Source organism: Microbacterium protaetiae, from assembly GCF_004135285.1.
Lineage (GTDB): Bacteria > Actinomycetota > Actinomycetes > Actinomycetales > Microbacteriaceae > Microbacterium > Microbacterium protaetiae.
This window is the reverse complement of sequence record NZ_CP035494.1, coordinates 3,160,226-3,175,634: the sequence shown is the minus strand read 5'-3', so window position 1 is coordinate 3,175,634 and position 15,409 is coordinate 3,160,226. Positions and strand designations below refer to the sequence as shown.

At 67.9% G+C, this 15,409-nt stretch carries 13 protein-coding genes and 2 tRNA genes; 4 read left to right on the top strand and 11 right to left on the bottom strand.

Annotation, left to right across the window (positions count from 1 at the left end; genetic code table 11):
• Positions 1-98: 98 nt before the first annotated feature.
• Positions 99-171: transfer RNA gene (locus ET475_RS14715), tRNA-Glu, on the bottom strand.
• Between the two features lie 117 nt (positions 172-288).
• Between ET475_RS14715 and ET475_RS14710 the strand changes: the two genes are divergently transcribed.
• Positions 289-927, top strand: a complete 639-nt coding sequence (locus ET475_RS14710; RefSeq protein ID WP_129391902.1) for an MBL fold metallo-hydrolase — start codon at positions 289-291, stop codon at positions 925-927.
• On the opposite strand, the gene ET475_RS14705 is transcribed toward ET475_RS14710, so the two are convergent.
• Entirely contained in the window at positions 928-1,704 is a 777-nt protein-coding gene (locus ET475_RS14705) for a hypothetical protein (protein ID WP_129391899.1), read from the bottom strand.
• Positions 1,705-1,782: 78 nt separating this feature from the next.
• Here ET475_RS14705 and ET475_RS14700 point away from each other — a divergent pair, with 78 nt between their 5' ends.
• Positions 1,783-3,789, top strand: a complete 2,007-nt coding sequence (locus ET475_RS14700; protein ID WP_242497658.1) for an ArnT family glycosyltransferase — start codon at positions 1,783-1,785, stop codon at positions 3,787-3,789.
• Between the two features lie 37 nt (positions 3,790-3,826).
• On the opposite strand, the gene ET475_RS14695 is transcribed toward ET475_RS14700, so the two are convergent.
• Positions 3,827-4,102 carry a hypothetical protein gene (locus tag ET475_RS14695; RefSeq protein ID WP_129391896.1) on the bottom strand — a complete coding sequence of 92 codons (276 nt, stop codon included), beginning with the start codon at positions 4,100-4,102 and terminating at the stop codon, positions 3,827-3,829.
• A gap of 161 nt (positions 4,103-4,263) precedes the next feature.
• Here ET475_RS14695 and ET475_RS14690 point away from each other — a divergent pair, with 161 nt between their 5' ends.
• Positions 4,264-5,412, top strand: coding sequence for an N-acetyltransferase DgcN family protein (locus tag ET475_RS14690; protein WP_129391893.1), 1,149 nt, complete (start codon positions 4,264-4,266; stop codon positions 5,410-5,412).
• A gap of 88 nt (positions 5,413-5,500) precedes the next feature.
• Here ET475_RS14690 and ET475_RS14685 read toward each other — a convergent pair.
• The 7 genes from ET475_RS14685 to ET475_RS14655 all read right to left on the bottom strand — a co-directional run bounded on the left by ET475_RS14685 (position 5,501) and on the right by ET475_RS14655 (position 13,103).
• A tRNA-Gln gene (locus ET475_RS14685) sits at positions 5,501-5,572 on the bottom strand.
• 82 nt (positions 5,573-5,654) lie between these two features.
• Positions 5,655-7,172, bottom strand: coding sequence for a glutamate--tRNA ligase (gene gltX, locus ET475_RS14680; RefSeq protein ID WP_129391890.1), 1,518 nt, complete (start codon positions 7,170-7,172; stop codon positions 5,655-5,657).
• A 42-nt stretch (positions 7,173-7,214) separates the two neighbouring features.
• Complete coding sequence (locus ET475_RS14675) at positions 7,215-8,474, bottom strand: MFS transporter (protein WP_165310950.1); 1,260 nt, start codon at positions 8,472-8,474, stop codon at positions 7,215-7,217.
• Entirely contained in the window at positions 8,471-9,238 is a 768-nt protein-coding gene (locus tag ET475_RS14670) for a fumarylacetoacetate hydrolase family protein (RefSeq protein ID WP_129391887.1), read from the bottom strand. The genes ET475_RS14675 and ET475_RS14670 overlap by 4 nt, the downstream gene beginning before the upstream one ends.
• Before the next feature lie 53 nt (positions 9,239-9,291).
• Complete coding sequence (locus ET475_RS14665) at positions 9,292-10,383, bottom strand: branched-chain amino acid aminotransferase (RefSeq protein WP_129391884.1); 1,092 nt, start codon at positions 10,381-10,383, stop codon at positions 9,292-9,294.
• A gap of 44 nt (positions 10,384-10,427) precedes the next feature.
• On the bottom strand, positions 10,428-11,480 hold the full coding sequence (locus ET475_RS14660; protein ID WP_129391881.1) for a 3-isopropylmalate dehydrogenase: 1,053 nt from the start codon (positions 11,478-11,480) through the stop codon (positions 10,428-10,430).
• 57 nt (positions 11,481-11,537) lie between these two features.
• The gene (locus ET475_RS14655; protein ID WP_129391878.1) at positions 11,538-13,103 is read right to left on the bottom strand and encodes an MFS transporter; all 1,566 of its coding nucleotides are present in this window, start codon (positions 13,101-13,103) and stop codon (positions 11,538-11,540) included.
• An 86-nt stretch (positions 13,104-13,189) separates the two neighbouring features.
• Between ET475_RS14655 and ET475_RS14650 the strand changes: the two genes are divergently transcribed.
• Complete coding sequence (locus ET475_RS14650; protein ID WP_129391875.1) at positions 13,190-13,732, top strand: TetR/AcrR family transcriptional regulator; 543 nt, start codon at positions 13,190-13,192, stop codon at positions 13,730-13,732.
• A 28-nt stretch (positions 13,733-13,760) separates the two neighbouring features.
• Here the strand turns inward: ET475_RS14650 and serA are convergent, their stop codons facing one another.
• The gene (gene serA, locus ET475_RS14645) at positions 13,761-15,365 is read right to left on the bottom strand and encodes a phosphoglycerate dehydrogenase (protein ID WP_129391872.1); all 1,605 of its coding nucleotides are present in this window, start codon (positions 15,363-15,365) and stop codon (positions 13,761-13,763) included.
• Positions 15,366-15,409 lie beyond the last annotated feature (44 nt).

Below are 15,409 nucleotides of genomic sequence, written 5' to 3'. Positions count from 1 at the left end.
GCTGTTGCCAAACTGGTGCCACAGACCGAAAAGAGCCAACTGAAACCCGCATGCAAAAAGCCCGGCTCCCCTGATGATTCAAGGGAGCCGGGCTGATGTGACCCCAGCGGGATTCGAACCCGCGTTACCGCCGTGAGAGGGCGGCGTACTAGGCCGCTATACGATGGGGCCGTCTTCTCCGGTGCTCCGGAGGCAACCGTACAAGTATGCCATGGCCGATCGGGTGCCGCAAAATCACCCGGCGCGCCCCGGCTTGCCCACCGAGCGCCCGCGGAGTTGACTTCTGCCATGCGAGTCACCAAGCACGAACACGCCGCTCTCGTCGTCGAATCCGGCGGCAGCACCCTCGTCATCGACCCGGGCGGGTACACCGAGCCTCTCACCGATCTGCATGATGTCGTCAGCGTTGTCATCACGCATGAACACGCCGATCATTGGACACCCGAGCACCTCGACCGCATCCTGGGGGCGGCCGGCCCGGTGCCGATCTTCGGGCCGGCGGGTGTCGCAGCCGCGGCATCCGGCTATGACATCACCGTCGTCGCCCCGGGCGACCGCGTGGTCGTCGCCCCGTTCACCCTCGAGTTCTTCGGTGGGCGGCACGCCGTCATCCATGAGTCGATCCCGGTGATCGACAATGTGGGCGTTCTCGTGGATGACGTCTTCTACTATCCGGGCGACTCGTATGCCGTGCCCGAAGGCAAGAGCATCGCCCTGCTCGCCGCGCCAGCCGGAGCGCCCTGGCTGAAGATCGGCGAGGCCATGGACTTCGTGCTCGCCGTCGCCCCGCGTCGCGTATTCGGCACCCACGACATGACGATCTCGGATCTCGGCCGGCGCAGCGCCCGCGACCGACTGGCCTGGGCGGTCGAGCAGCACGGCGGCGAGTTCTTCGAGCTCGACCCCGGCGACGCTATCGAACTCTGATCAACTGCCGGTCGCTTCCGGAACCGTGATCCACACCAGGGCCGTATCGCCGTGCACGCTGAAGCGCAGCCACGCCCCCGCGACATTCGCTTCGTCAGGAAGAGACAGGTCGGTGCCGAGATTGTTCTGCATGTCGAACACGGGATCCTGACCCGCCGGCGCGCACCCGCCACCCAGCACCGACATCACGCTGTAGTCGGGCGAGCCATCGTATGACGTGGCCCACGTCAGGACTGCGCACCTGCCTCCGCCGGCGAACGGGGCTGTCCACACGGCGACGTTGCCGAATCTCTCCGACACCCGCAGGTGAGAAACGTCGCCTCCCCACTGCTCGAGGACCCTCGTCGCGTTCGCTTTCTCGTCGGCCGTCGCGGGGGCATCCGCAGTCAGCTGCAACCTCGCAACCGGATCGCTCGGTGCCTGCGCGGTCGACCGTCCGACCACGAATGCGCCCGTCAGCAGCGTTGCGCCAGCCACCACAATGGCTACTGCCGCACTGAGCGTACGCAGGCGGAAGCGACGCCGCGCAGAGACAGAGGGGGTTGCAGCTCGCGCCGCGCGGGCGGCGGCAGCCGCCTGCGGCTCTTCGTCCGGGCGCCGCGGAAGAACCGCCACCACCGGCTCTCGAAGATGGTCGCCGCGCAGCATCCTCTCGAGCTCCGCCAGGCGTGTCGCAGCGCTCGGATCACCGGACAAGCCCGTGCCCGGCCCGTAGGCGCGCGCCCGCAGTGCGAGGAGTTCCGCGGTGAGGTCGTCAGGGAGCGTGGCGTCGAGCATGACACCATCTTGCCGGACACAGTGCACTCATAGCCCGCGCCGAGCCCGCGCTGTTCCGCCGCGCCTAGCGTGTGCGTCATGACGATCGCCGCCCCCGTGGTTCCGACTACCGTCGCGGCCACACCACGACTGACGCGAGGGATGCCGCGGCGCTGGACGCTGTGGCACTCCACGCTGGTCGCGCTCGGCATCGGCTCTGCGGCACTCACGGTGTGGGGATCATGGGCCGGTTCCCGCTCCGACTACTATGCGGCGATCGCCTTGTCGATGAGTCGCAGCTGGTCGAACTTCTTCTTCGGGGCGATGGATCCGGCCGGCACTGTCACGCTCGACAAGATCCCCGGGTCATACTGGGTGCCTGCGCTGTTCGTGAAGCTGTTCGGCTTCTCGACCTTCGCCGTGGTGCTGCCCAACGCTCTCGCCGCGGTCGCGGCGGTGCTCTTGGTCGCCGTCACCGCGCGACGGCTGGCGGGCCCGGTGGCCGGCGGCATCGCCGGGGCCCTCGTCGCGACGACACCGATTCTGGTCGCCGTGGCCCGCTCGAACCAGCCCGAGACCTTCTTCGTGCTGGGGCTCGCTCTCACCGCCTGGGCGGCACTCAGAGCCGTGCAACAGGCGAGTTTCGGCTGGCTGATGCTGGCCGGTGCCTTCATCGCCCTCGCCTTTCAGTCGTACATGCTCGAGGCGTGGGCGGTGTGGCCCGCCTTGGCCGCTGCCTACCTTTTCACGCGGCAATCGCTCGGGCGCCGCATCCGGCATCTGCTGATCGCGGGACTTACGAGCGCTGCGCTGTCGGTCGCCTGGATAGCGATCGTCTCGTTGGTTCCGCCAGGCTCACGCCCGTACATCGGCAGCACCCTGCACAACAGCCCGTGGGAGATGGTGTTCGGCTACAACGGTCTGGGCCGTTTCGGGCAGGCGACAGCCGATGGCACCGCATACAACTCTTTCACTCCCCCGTATTCAGGTCAGGCCGGCGTGCTGCGCCTGTTCAACACGCAACTTGCGGGCCAGATCGGATGGCTGATTCCGGCAGGGCTGCTGGCAGTGGCGATCCTCATCGTGCTGCACGTGCCCGCGCGCGTCTGGGTGTTCCTGGGAACCTGGCTGGTGACCTTCATCGCCATGTTCTCGCTCGTGGCCGGAATGCACCAGTTCTATACGGCGGCGCTGTCGGTGCCCGTCGCACTTCTGATCGGAACCGCCTTCAGCCGGGCGGTACGGCGAGGGATGCTGTGGCCGCCCATTGCGCTGCTGGTCACGGCATCGCTCACCGCCCTGGGCATCGCCGCGATCTATGGCGGATACTCGGTGGCCGTCGCTCTCGTGCAGGCTGCACTGGCGCTCGTGGCCATCACCGGCCTCGCCGTCGGGCGGGCCTGGCCGCACGCGGCGCGCATCGTCGTGACGGTCGTGGCATTGGCCGGCTTGACGCTCACCCCCGCGGTGTGGTCGGTGGTCACCATCGCTCACCCCAGCAGCTCCAACCCCGTCGCCGGTGGAGTCAGCGACAGCTCCGGCGGGCTCGGCCTGCGACGCCTCGGGCCGGCAACGGGCGGCCCACAACAGCCGCTGGTCGCGGCCCGCGCGCCCGCGGGACCCGGATTCGGGATGCCCGACGACGGCGCAGCCGGGGCGACGCACGACAGCGCCGGCGCTCAGGCCCGCGATGGTCGGAGCGGGGCGTCCCGGTCAGGCACGCGCTCGTTCACCGGCTCCTCTGACGGCTCGTATGCCGCGCTGCTGCAGTATGTCGAAAAGGGCAGCACCGGCGCCCGGTACGAGCTTGCTGTGTTCACCGCTCAGACGGCGGCGGGGCTGATCATCGCGTCGAACGGCGCGTCGATTCTGCCGATCGGCGGGTTCAGCGGCGGCGATCCGGTACCCACTCTCGACGCGTTCACGGCGATGGTGCAGGCCGGTGACATCCCCTATGTCCTCGCCGCGGGGAACACTCGCGGCGGTTTCTTCTCGTCGACCTCGACGACCTCGACTCAGATCAGCGAGTGGGTCACCACGAACTGCGTCCAGGTGCCCAGCAGTCAGTCAGGAGTGCAGGGCCTGTACCGCTGCGCCCCACGGTGACCGGCGACTGTCTCGCACCGTCAGCCGGCACGCACGCTCAGCCCTCACGCACGCTCAACAGCTGCCACCCCTCGGGAACTTTCGCCCGCAACGCGACCAGGTCGTCGGCCTCGATCTCTTGCGCCCCATCGCGGCGCGCCATCCTCGCGTTCAGGGTGATCATGGTCGACGCCTTCGGCATGGTGGCCGCGGCATCCGTCAGCACCCAGCCATCGGGCACCTGCGCCTCCACCTGTGTATGCGCCTCGTCGATCGTGGGGGCTTGCACGGTGAGTTCCCGGGATTCGAGGGGACGGATGCGGCCGAACAGCATGTAGCCAGCGTAGCCCGATCACCGCGCCGTGCTCACAGGTGGGCCTGGTAGCGTCGGATCACCGGCGTTCGCCGATATCAGGGAAGACTTCTTGTCGACCGTTGCGCCTCACGGCCCGGCCACAGACCGTCGCCTCCTCTGAGCTACTCAGAGGAAGTGCCATGCACGCGTCCGTTTCCGTACCCGACCTGTCCACCGCCGCTCTCTCGGCGCCGACCCTTCCCGACGGCTTCAGCGCCATCGTCTATTGCGAGGGACAATTCGGCGAGCAAGACGGCAAGACCGCGAACGGCCTGGCACGCTCGTCGGAGAAGTACGACATCTTGAGCGTCGTCGACAGCACCCATGCCGGGGCCGACGCCGGCATGTTGCTGGACGGCGTGCGCGACGGCATCCCGGTGCTGGCCACCCTGGCCGAGGCGATCACCCACGCCGGCCGAGTGCCGGACTACCTGATCTGGGGCATGGCGCCCGCCGACGGGTTGCTGTCGGCCTCACAGCGTGCGGTCGTCTTGGACGGCATCGCCCGGGGCATGCATGTGATCAACGGGCTGCACGAGTTTCTCAACGACGATGCCGAGTTCGTCGCAGCGAGCCTGCTGGCGGGCGTGACGATCACCGACGTGCGGCGTCCTCGCGAGCCGAAGGACCTACATCTGTTCTCGGGGCGCATCTTCGATGTCACCTGCCCGCGGATAGCGATTCTGGGCACCGACGGTGCTATCGGCAAACGCACGACCACCACGGTGCTCGTACAGGCGTTGAAGGCCCGCGGCATCAACGCCGTCATGGTCGGCACCGGCCAGACGAGCCTGATCCAGGGCGGCAAGTACGGCGTCGCCATCGACGCCCTGGTGCCGCAGTTCTGCTCGGGTGAGCTGGAGAACCAGGTGGTGGCCGCGTTCGAGGCCGAGAACCCCGACATCATCATCGTGGAGGGCCAAGGAGCCCTCAGCCACCCTGCCTACCTCACGTCGGCCCATATTCTGCGCGGCAGCCGCCCGCAGGCCGTGATCGTGCAGCACGCGCCCCGGCGCACCGTTCTCGGCGACTTTCCGATGGTGGCGATGCCGACCGTGGCCAGTGAGATCGCGCTGATCGAGGCGTTCGCCGACACCAGAGTCATCGGCGTCACCCTCAACCACGAGCACATGAGCGACGCCGATATCAGCCGGGCCATCGATGACTACGAGATCGAGCTCGGCCTGCCGGTCACCGACCCGCTCACCCGCCCGATCGATCGTCTGGTGGCAACCGTGCTGGATGCATTCCCGGAACTCGTGAACGCGGCCGGGCTCCGCGCGGCCTGAGCGCGAGAGCGCTCGCCGCGGGCTCAAGGCTCGAAAGACCACAGGACCAAAAGACAAAACCCCCGGCTAGCCGGGGGTTTTCGTCTTGCTGGGGTACCTGGACTCGAACCAAGAATGGCGGTACCAGAAACCGCTGTGTTGCCAATTACACCATACCCCAAGGCGTTACGACCGAAGTCGCAACAGTGATCAAGTCTAGACGACGCGAACCGAACCGGCAAAACGGGCCGCGCCCGCGCGTGTCAGGCCGACAGGTACGACACCAATGCTCCGAGCCGCCGGGTCGACTCGGACTTGCCCAACAGCTCCATCGACTCGAACAGCGGCGGCGAGACGCGGCGGCCGGTCACTGCCACGCGCAACGGACCATAGGCCACACGGGGCTTGAGCCCCAGCCCCTCGACCAGCGCGTCTTTGAGAGCCTCCTGTAGGGATGCCGCAGTGAACTCGGTCTCGGGAACGACCTCGAGCGCACCCACCGAGGCCACCAGAACCTCACCGGCGTTCTCCGGCAGGCTCTTCAGCCCGTCTTCGGCGTACACGACATCGTCGGTGAACAAGAAGCCCAGCATCCCCGGGACCTCCCCCAGCAGCTGCACCCGCTCCTGCACCAGCGGGGCGGCGCGGAATGCGAGCACTATCTGCTCGTGTGTGGGCTCACCGTTGCCGAAGACTCCCGCCGCCGCGAGGTACGGCATCATCCGCTCAGCGAAGTCCTTGCCATCCAGGATCCGGATGTGATCACCGTTGATCGCCTCGGCCTTCTTCTGGTCGAAGCGGGCCGGGTTGGGGTTCACGTCGGCGATGTCGAAGGCGGCGGTGAACTCCTCGAGCGAGAACACGTCGCGATCTGGGCCGATCGACCAGCCCAGCAGAGCGAGGTAGTTCAGCAGCCCCTCGTGGATGAAGCCCTTCTCGCGCTGCAGGAACAGGTCGGCCTTCGGGTCGCGCTTGGACAGCTTCTTGTTGCCCGTCTCGCCCAGCACCAGCGGCATATGCCCGAACCGGGGCATGAACGTGGTCACACCGGCCCTGATGAGCGCGTCGTAGAGCACGAGCTGACGCGCCGTGGAGGGCATCAGGTCTTCACCGCGAATGACGTGGGTGATGCCCATGAGCGCGTCGTCGACGGGGTTCGTGAACGGGTACAGCGCCTTGCCCCCGGCACGCACGAGCACGAAGTCGGGGAACGAACCGGCGGGGAAGGTCACCTCGCCGCGGATCAGATCGACGTAGGTGAGGTCTTCATCGGGAACCCGCAGTCGCCACGCCGGCTCACGGCCCTCGGCACGGAAAGCGGCCCTCTGCTGGTCGGTCAGCTCACGGTCGTGATTGTCATAGCCCAGCTGCTTCGCCCGGCCGTTGGCCGCGTTGCGCGCATCCACCTCTTCGGCGGTCGAGTAGCTCTCGTACACCAGCCCCGCATCGATGAGCTTGGCAAGTACCTCGGCGTAGATCTCGGTGCGCTGCGACTGCCGGTACGGCCCGTGGGGGCCACCCTTCTCGACACCCTCATCCCAGTCGATCTTCAGCCAGGTCAAGGCGTCGACGAGCTGCTGATAACTCTCTTCGCTGTCGCGAGCCGCATCGGTGTCTTCGATGCGGAAGACGAGCTTGCCGCCCGTGTGCCGTGCGTACGCCCAGTTGTACAGCGCCGTGCGCACCATGCCCACATGCGGCAATCCGGTGGGCGACGGGCAGAAGCGGACGCGCACATCGGCGCCGGAAGCGGTCGTGGTCTGGGGATGAACTCTAGCCATAGCCCTTCGATTCTAGAGTGGCGGCGGCATCCCACCCGCCCTTCACTCGGCGGCGGTCGGCACCCGGTCGTGTGCGACGCGGCCCAGCGGCGACAGAAAAACGACGACCGCGACGATCGACAGCGCGCACAGTGCGAGGCCGCCGTATCCGATCCAGGCGAGCACGAGGCCGGCCACGATCGCACCGACGGCACCGACGAGACTCATGAGGAAGTCATTGCGCCCCTGCCTGCGGGTGCGACGGTCTTCGGCGGATGCCTCAGTCAGTAGCGTCGCGCCGGAGACGGTCGTCGCGCTCCAGCCCAGCCCCAGCAGGATCAGCGCCACCGTCACCGCCGGCGTCGAGGTCTGCCCGAGAGCCGCCGTGATCAGGGAGGCCACCAGCAGAGCCTGTCCCGTCAGAATGGTCGGAACACGACCGATCCGGTCGGCGAGGATGCCGAAGACCGGCGAGAGCGCGTACATCCCGGCGATATGCAGGCTGATCGTCAGACCGATGATCTCCAGCGTCGCGCCGGCGTGGATGAGGTGGACGGGGGTCATCGCCATGACCGACACCATCACACCGTGCGCCCCGGCAACGGCGAGCATGGCATAGCGGGCGGGTACAGGATGGTCTGCATGCGCGACGCGGCGGCCGGCGGCCGTGTGATGCGCGGTGATGCGCATCGCCAGTCGCAGCGGATCCGGCCGCAGCGCAGTCAGGTACAGCACGATCCCGATACCCTGCGTGACGATCGTGAACAGGTACGGTCCGGTCAGCGCCGGCATCCCCAGCGCATCGCCGAGGGCCTCCCCCGGTCCCACGAGGTTGGGGCCCAGCACCGCGCCGATCGTGGTCGCCCACACGACGATCGACAGATCGCGTCCACGCGATGCGTCGGTGGCCAGATCGGCTGCGGCGAACCGCGACTGCAGGTTGGCTGCCTGTCCTGCTCCCACGAGCACGAAGCCCGTGATCAGGAACGGGAAGTTGCCCAGGCCGGTGGCGATGATGACGATCGCGACGCCGATGATGGCCACGAGCATTCCGGTCGCCAGCGACGGGCGCCTTCCGCCCCGGCGTGCGAGGGCTGCCAGCGGCACGGCGGTCACCGCGGTTCCGAGCGTCACAGATGCGGCCGCCCAGCCCGAGAACGCCTCGTCACCGGAGATGTCTGCCGCCAGGACCGCCCCGAGCGAGACCGTCGCGCCGAATGCCAGGCCGCCCAGGATCTGCCCGAGCGAAAGCACCCAGACGGTGCGCCGCTGGATCCCGCGCAGCTGAGCCGGGTCGGGCAGTGCAGCGGCGGTCGCGCTCACGCGGCCCGCACGGGATTGCGCAGCACGCCCAGTCCCGAGACCTCGACCTCGACCGTTTGGCCCGCCGTGATCGGGCCGACGCCGGCGGGCGTGCCGGTCAGAATCACGTCACCGGGCAGCAGCGTGAACGCCGCCGATGCGTACGCGATGATCTCTGCCACCGAGTGCACCATGTCGGAGATCGGCCCCTGCTGGCGGACCTCGCCGTCTACGCGGGTCGTGATCACCGCATCGCCGGTCGGATCGAACTCGGTCTCGATGGCCGGGCCCAGCGGACAGAACGTGTCGAAGCCCTTGGCGCGCGACCACTGCCCATCGCTGCGCTGCAGGTCGCGGGCGGTCACGTCGTTCGCGATCGTGTATCCGAACACGTACTGCAGCGCGCGTTCGGCCGGCACGTTCTTCGCGATGGTGCCGATCACGGCCGCCAGCTCGCCCTCATGGTCGACGCGCTGAGACTGTGGGGGGAGCACGATCGAATCGCCCGGGCCGATTACCGACGTGTTCGGCTTGAGGAACAGCATCGGCTCGGCCGAGACCTCATTGCCGAGTTCGCTCGCGTGGTCGCGGTAGTTGCGGGCGATGGCCACGACCTTCGAACGCGGGATGACGGGGGCCAGCAGCGCCGCATCGGCCAGGGGCACGCGATCACCGGTGGTGTCGAACCCGGCGAACAGCGGATCGCCGGCGAGCACGACCAGGTCGGTCTCGTCGACGATGCCGTAGCGGATGGCGTCCTGATGGCTGAAGCGTGCGATCCTCACCGCATCAGCCTAGCGACCGGCCCTTCGTCTCGCTGCGCGCACTGCCTGTGGTGTCAGGCGTCGAGCCGTACGAGCCAACCGTGCCGGTCCTCACGACGCCCGTACTGGACGTCGGTGAGCTCTTCACGCAGCGAGAGCGCGAGCTCGCCGAGCGGCTGGACGTCGACGAAGTCGTGACCCTTGAGCGTTCCGATCGGGGCGACCACCGCGGCTGTGCCGCACGCGAAGGCCTCGACGATGTCGCCGGATGCCACGCCCTGCCGCCATTCGTCGATCGACACGGGGCGCTCCTGGACCGCGTGACCGCGATCGCGCGCGAGCTCGAGAAGCGAGCTGCGGGTGATGCCCGCGAGGATCGAATCGGATGCCGGCGTGACGAGGGTTCCGTCTTTGCGGACGAACACGATGTTCATGCCGCCGAGCTCTTCGACGTTGTGGTTCTCGTCGAGGAAGACGACCTGGTCGCAGCCCTGCTCGTAGGCCTCGGCCTGCGGCAGCAGACTGGCTGCGTAATTGCCGCCGGTCTTGGCTGCCCCGGTGCCGCCCTTGCCCGCACGGGCATAGTCCTGGCTGAGCCAGATCGAGACCGGCTTGGCACCGCCCTTGAAGTACGCGCCGACCGGACTCGCTATCACCAGATACGAAACCTCGTGTGCGGGGCGTACGCCCAGGAACGGCTCGGACGCGAACATGAACGGACGCAGATACAGACTCTGGTCGTCTCCTCCGGGGACCCAGGCGCCGTCGATCGCGATGAGCTCGCGCAACGACTGCACGAAAGCGTCGACAGGCAGCTCAGGCAGGGCGAGCCGGTGCGCGCTGCGCTGCAGGCGCCGGGCGTTCTGGTCGGGTCGGAAGGTATGGATCGAGCCGTCGGCGTGCCGATACGCTTTGATGCCCTCGAAGATCTCCTGGCCGTAGTGCAGCACGGCTGCCGCCGGGTCGAGTGACAGCGCGGCGTACGGCTGTACTGTCGCGTCGTGCCATCCCTGCGCCTCGGTCCAGGTGATCTGCACCATGTGGTCGGTGAAGACCGTGCCGAACACGGGATCGGCCAACAGCGCATCGCGCTCCTGGTCGGTCTTGGCCGAAGCATTGCGGGTCACGGCGAACTCGAGCGGAGCGAGTGCGGTCTGAGAGGTCATGTCTTTTCCAGTCTTCGTTGCGCAGCGACGCTGCCGCCTTCAGGTTACGCCTGGACGCGGGCGACGATGGCGTCGCCGACCTGCGCTGTGGTGCGGGATGACGTGCCCCGTGCGGCGATGTCTGCCTCGACGGCGCGGGTCACGCGCGCGGCCTCGTCGGTCAGCCCGAGGTGGTCGAGCATGAGCGCGATGGACAGGATCGCGGCAGTGGGATCGGCCTTCTGCTGCCCGGCGATGTCAGGCGCCGAGCCGTGTACCGGCTCGAACATCGACGGGAAGTCGCCGTCGGGATTGATGTTGCCCGAGGCTGCCAGCCCGATGCCACCGGTGACGGCGCCGGCCAGGTCTGTGAGGATGTCGCCGAAGAGGTTGTCGGTGACGATGACATCGAAGCGACCGGGGTTCGTGACCAGAAAGATGGTCGCTGCATCGACGTGCAGATAGTCTACGGCAACGTCAGGGTGCTCCCCCGAGACCTCATCGACGATCCGCTTCCACAGCGATCCGGCATTGACCAGCACATTCGTCTTGTGCACGAGGGTGACCCGTTTGTCTCTGCGCTCGGCAAGATCGAACGCGTAGCGCACCACTCGCTCCACGCCGAACGCGGTGTTCACACTCGTCTCGTTGGCGACCTCGTGTGGCGTGCCGCGGCGGATCGATCCGCCGTTTCCGACATACGGCCCTTCGGTGCCCTCGCGCACCACGACGAAGTCGACCTCACCCGGATGGGCGAGCGGTCCGGGAGCACCGGCGTAGAGCTTCGAGGGGCGAAGGTTCACGTAGTGGTCCAACTCGAAGCGCAGCTTCAGCAGCAGTCCCCGCTCGATGTTGGCGTCTCTCAACCGCTCGTCACCGGGTTTTCCGCCCACCGCCCCCAGAAGGACCGCCTCCTGCGCCTTGATGGCGGCCAGGTCGTCGTCGGTGAGGGTGTCGCCGGTCTCGAGATAGCGCGCGGCGCCCAACGAGAAACGGGTCTTCTCGAATCGGACGTCGCTGCCGGCTGTGGCAGCGGCGAGCACCTTCTCAGCTTCGGCGACGACCTCAGGACCGATGCCGTCACCAGGGATGACAGCGAGTTTCACGACACGCGACATGGCTCTCCTCAAACAGGGCGCCGCGCCGCCGGGCAGCGACCGTGCGCCTCTTCCAGCCTACCGACGTGCCGGCATCGGCCTCACCGCGTGACGGCCACGCGAGGGTGTGAGCATGATCGCAGCGAGCACCGCCGCGATCGCCATCAGACCCGCCCCGATGAAGGCGGTCACCCCGACACCCGCGTCGAAGGCGGCCGCCGCGGCATCCCGCAGCGCGGTACCGACCTCTCCACCGAGTTCGTCGGCCACCGCGATGGCACCGGCGAGCGTCTCGCGCGCGGGAGCCACCCACGCGTCGGGAACGCCACTGGGGACGACGATGGCGCCGCGATACACGGCCGTGAGCAGCCCGCCGATGATCGAGGTGCCCAGGACCGTGCCGACCTCGTAAGCGGTCTCTGAGACAGCGCTGGCTGCGCCCGCCTTCTCGACCGGGGCCGCGGTGAGGATCAGCTCGTTCGAGACGGTCTCGGCGGCGCCGATGCCGATGCCCAGGCTCACGGCGGCCACGACGATGGGCAGCAGCACGTCGGGACCTGTGGTCAGCGCGACCGCGACGTAGCCACCGGCAGAGAACGCAAGGGCCACGGGGATCACGACGCGGGGGGAGATCCGCGACGAGATCGGCACGACCAGCAGACCCGCAGTGATCATCGCCACGAGCGAGGGGACGAGGGCCAGGCCCGCCTGCAGCGGCGAAAGCCCCAGGATCAACTGCAGATGCTGCGAGACGAAGAACAGAAACCCGACCAGCGCCAGCACGCTCAAGAGGTTCACCAGCAGCGCACCGGTGAACATGCGGCTGCGGAACAGCGCCATATCGAGCATCGGCGTCTGTGCGCGCTGCTGGCGGCGCACGAACAGCACCCCGCACGCACCGCCGGCCAGCAACAGCCCGACCACCGGGCCGCTGAAGCCGTACACTGCCAGCTCTTTGACGGCGTAGACGACCGGCACCATGGCACCCACCGACAGCAGAATGCTGATCGGATCGACGCGCCCGGGCCGCGGGTCACGGCTCTCGGGCACCAGCAGCGGCGCACACAACAGCAGCGGGATCAGCACCGGCACGGCCATGAGGAACACCGCTCCCCACGCGAAACGCTCCAGCAGCAGACCCCCGACGACGGGCCCGAGTGCCGCCCCGGCAGAGAACATCGCCGCCCAGATGGCGATGGCCACGCGGCGCTGCGCTCGGTAGACGAAGATACTGCGGATCAGCGACAGCGTGGCGGGCATCAGCATCGCGCCGAACACGGCCATCGTTGCTCGCCCCGCGATCAGCCATCCCGCGCTCGGGGCGAAGGCCGACGCCGCAGAGACCAGCGCGAAGCCGGTCGCACCGATCAGCAGCATCCGTCGTCTGCCGAAACGGTCGCCGAGTGTGCCCATCGTGACAAGCAGCGCGGCGAGCACCAGCGAGTACACGTCGATGATCCAGAGCTGCTGCGCGCTGGTCGGCTGCAGATCGAGCGCTATCTCGGGCAACGCGAAACTGAGCACGGTGTTGTCGACCGAGACCAGCAGCACCGGAAGCATCAACACGGCCAGCGCCGCCCAGGCGCGACGACCGGCCCGCAGATGCGGACGGTACGGGGTGGTGGTGGCTGTCTGCGTCGTCATGAGGCTCCCAGCCGGGCGAACGATACTATACCGGCCAGTTGGTACAGTATCACGAGCTGACCCCACTCGTCGATACGATCAAGACCATGAGTCGACCGCCCCGCGCACGCGAAAGCGTCCTCGACGCGTTCGAGCAGATCCTGATCACCCGGGGTGAGAAGGCGGCGACGATGGATGCCACGGCCCGCGCGGCCGCCGTGTCGAAGGGTGGGCTGCTCTATCACTTCGGCTCGAAAGAGGCGCTGGAGGCAGGCTTGATCGAGCGCCTGGTCGCACTCGTCGACGCCGATGTGGCAGAGATCATCGCCGCGGGCGACGCCGCCATCGCGCACTTCATCCGAACGTCGGTGATGACCGGGGCGCCCCTGGACCGCGCGATGCTCGCCGTGTCGAGGCTCGCTCAGGGCGGCAGCGCGCCGGCCAGTGCGGCGCTGCATGAGGCCCGCCGCCGCTGGGCCGATGCTGTGCGCCCGCACGTGCGCGACGAGACCGCACTCGATCTCGTCCTGCTCGCGTCAGACGGTCTCTACTTCAACAATCTGCTCGATCCGGCCGCATCCGGCCCGGTGTTGCGCGACGCAGCGATGAACCGGCTCGTCTCCCTGCTCGAGCAGCTCGCCGCGCGCTGACCGCTGCTGCGGCGCAGCCCGCGAGCGGTCAGGCCTCGGCGATCTCGATCTGACGCAGCAGGTCGGCGTCGATAGCGTCGCGGATCTGCTCGACGAGCTCGTCGGGTACCGGCGAATCGACGGTGAGAATCGACAGCGCCCGACCACTGCTGTCGGGGTGCGCCACCTGGAGTCCCTCGATGTTGATGCCGGCGTCGCCGAGCAGCTGCCCGTAGATGGCGACGATGCCGGGCTTGTCGGCGTAACGCATGACCAGGTGGTACCGCTCGAAGGGCACTTCGATCTCGTAGTCGTTGATGCCCACGACCTTGGGCACCATGCGCGTGCCGGCCAGGGTGCCGGCCACCGACAGCACCGTGCCGTCGGAGAGCGAGCCGCGCAGGATCGTGATGTTGCGGTACAGCGGGCTGTCGGCCTCGACGATCAGGCGTGTCTCGATGCCGCGCTGTTCCGCGAACAACGGCGCATTCACATACGACACGTTCTCGCTGACGATGTTGGTGAAGATGCCCTTGAGCGCGGCCAGGCGGTACACGCTCACGTCGTAGGCGGCCAGCTCACCGCGCACCTCGATGTCGAGACTGGTCAGCGCGCCCTCGGTCAGCCCGGTGAAGAACTGGCCGAGCATCTCGACGAGGGCGATACCGGGACGCACGAACGGGTCGATGACTCCCCCGGCGACGTTGACGGCATCGGGCACGAGATCGCCCTCGAGGGCGAGCTTGACCGACCGTGCCACCGATACGCCGGCCTTCTCCTGCGCCTCGCCGGTGGAGGCACCCAGGTGGGGGGTGACCACGATGTTCGGCAGTCCGAGCAGACGCTGGGCCGAACCGCCCTGGGCGGGGGGCTCGCTCGTGAACACGTCGATGGCCGCACCGGCGATCACGTTGTTCGTCAGCGCCTCGAAAAGCGCGTCTTCATCGATGAGACCACCGCGCGCAACGTTGACGACATACGCGGTCGGCTTCATCAGCGCAAGCTGGGCGGTGCTGATCATGCCCGTCGTCTCGGGCGTCTTCGGCATGTGCACAGTGACGAAGTCGCTCTGGCGCAGCACATCGTCCAGGGGCAGCAGCTCGACCTGCAGCTGCTGGGCCCGGGCGGGGGTGACATACGGGTCGTAGCCGATCACACGCACGCCGAACGCGCGCAGACGCTCGGTGATGAGAGTGCCGATTCGCCCCAGCCCGACGATGCCGACGGTCTTGTCGAACAGCTCGATGCCGGTGTACGCGCTGCGCTTCCACTCCCCGCGGGCCAGCGAGGCATCGGCGGAGGGAATGTGGCGGGCCAGCCCCAGAATGTGGGCGATGGTCAGCTCGGCGGCCGAGATGATGTTGGAGGTGGGGGCGTTGACGACCATGACACCCGCCGCAGTCGCCGCCTTGATGTCGACGTTGTCCAGCCCCACACCGGCGCGGGCGATGACCTTGAGCCGGCTCCCGGCGGCGATCGCCTCGGCGTCCATCTTCGTCGCCGACCTGATCAGCACGGCATCGGCATCGGCCAGTGCCGACAGCAGAGCCGAACGATCGGTTCCGTCGACCTCTCGGATCTCGAAGTCCGGACCGAGGGCATCAACGGTCGCGGGAGAGAGCTGCTCGGCGAGAAGGACGACAGGCTTGGTCATACGAGACCCTTCGGGACGGCGCATCGCGCACGGCGCGCGACGGC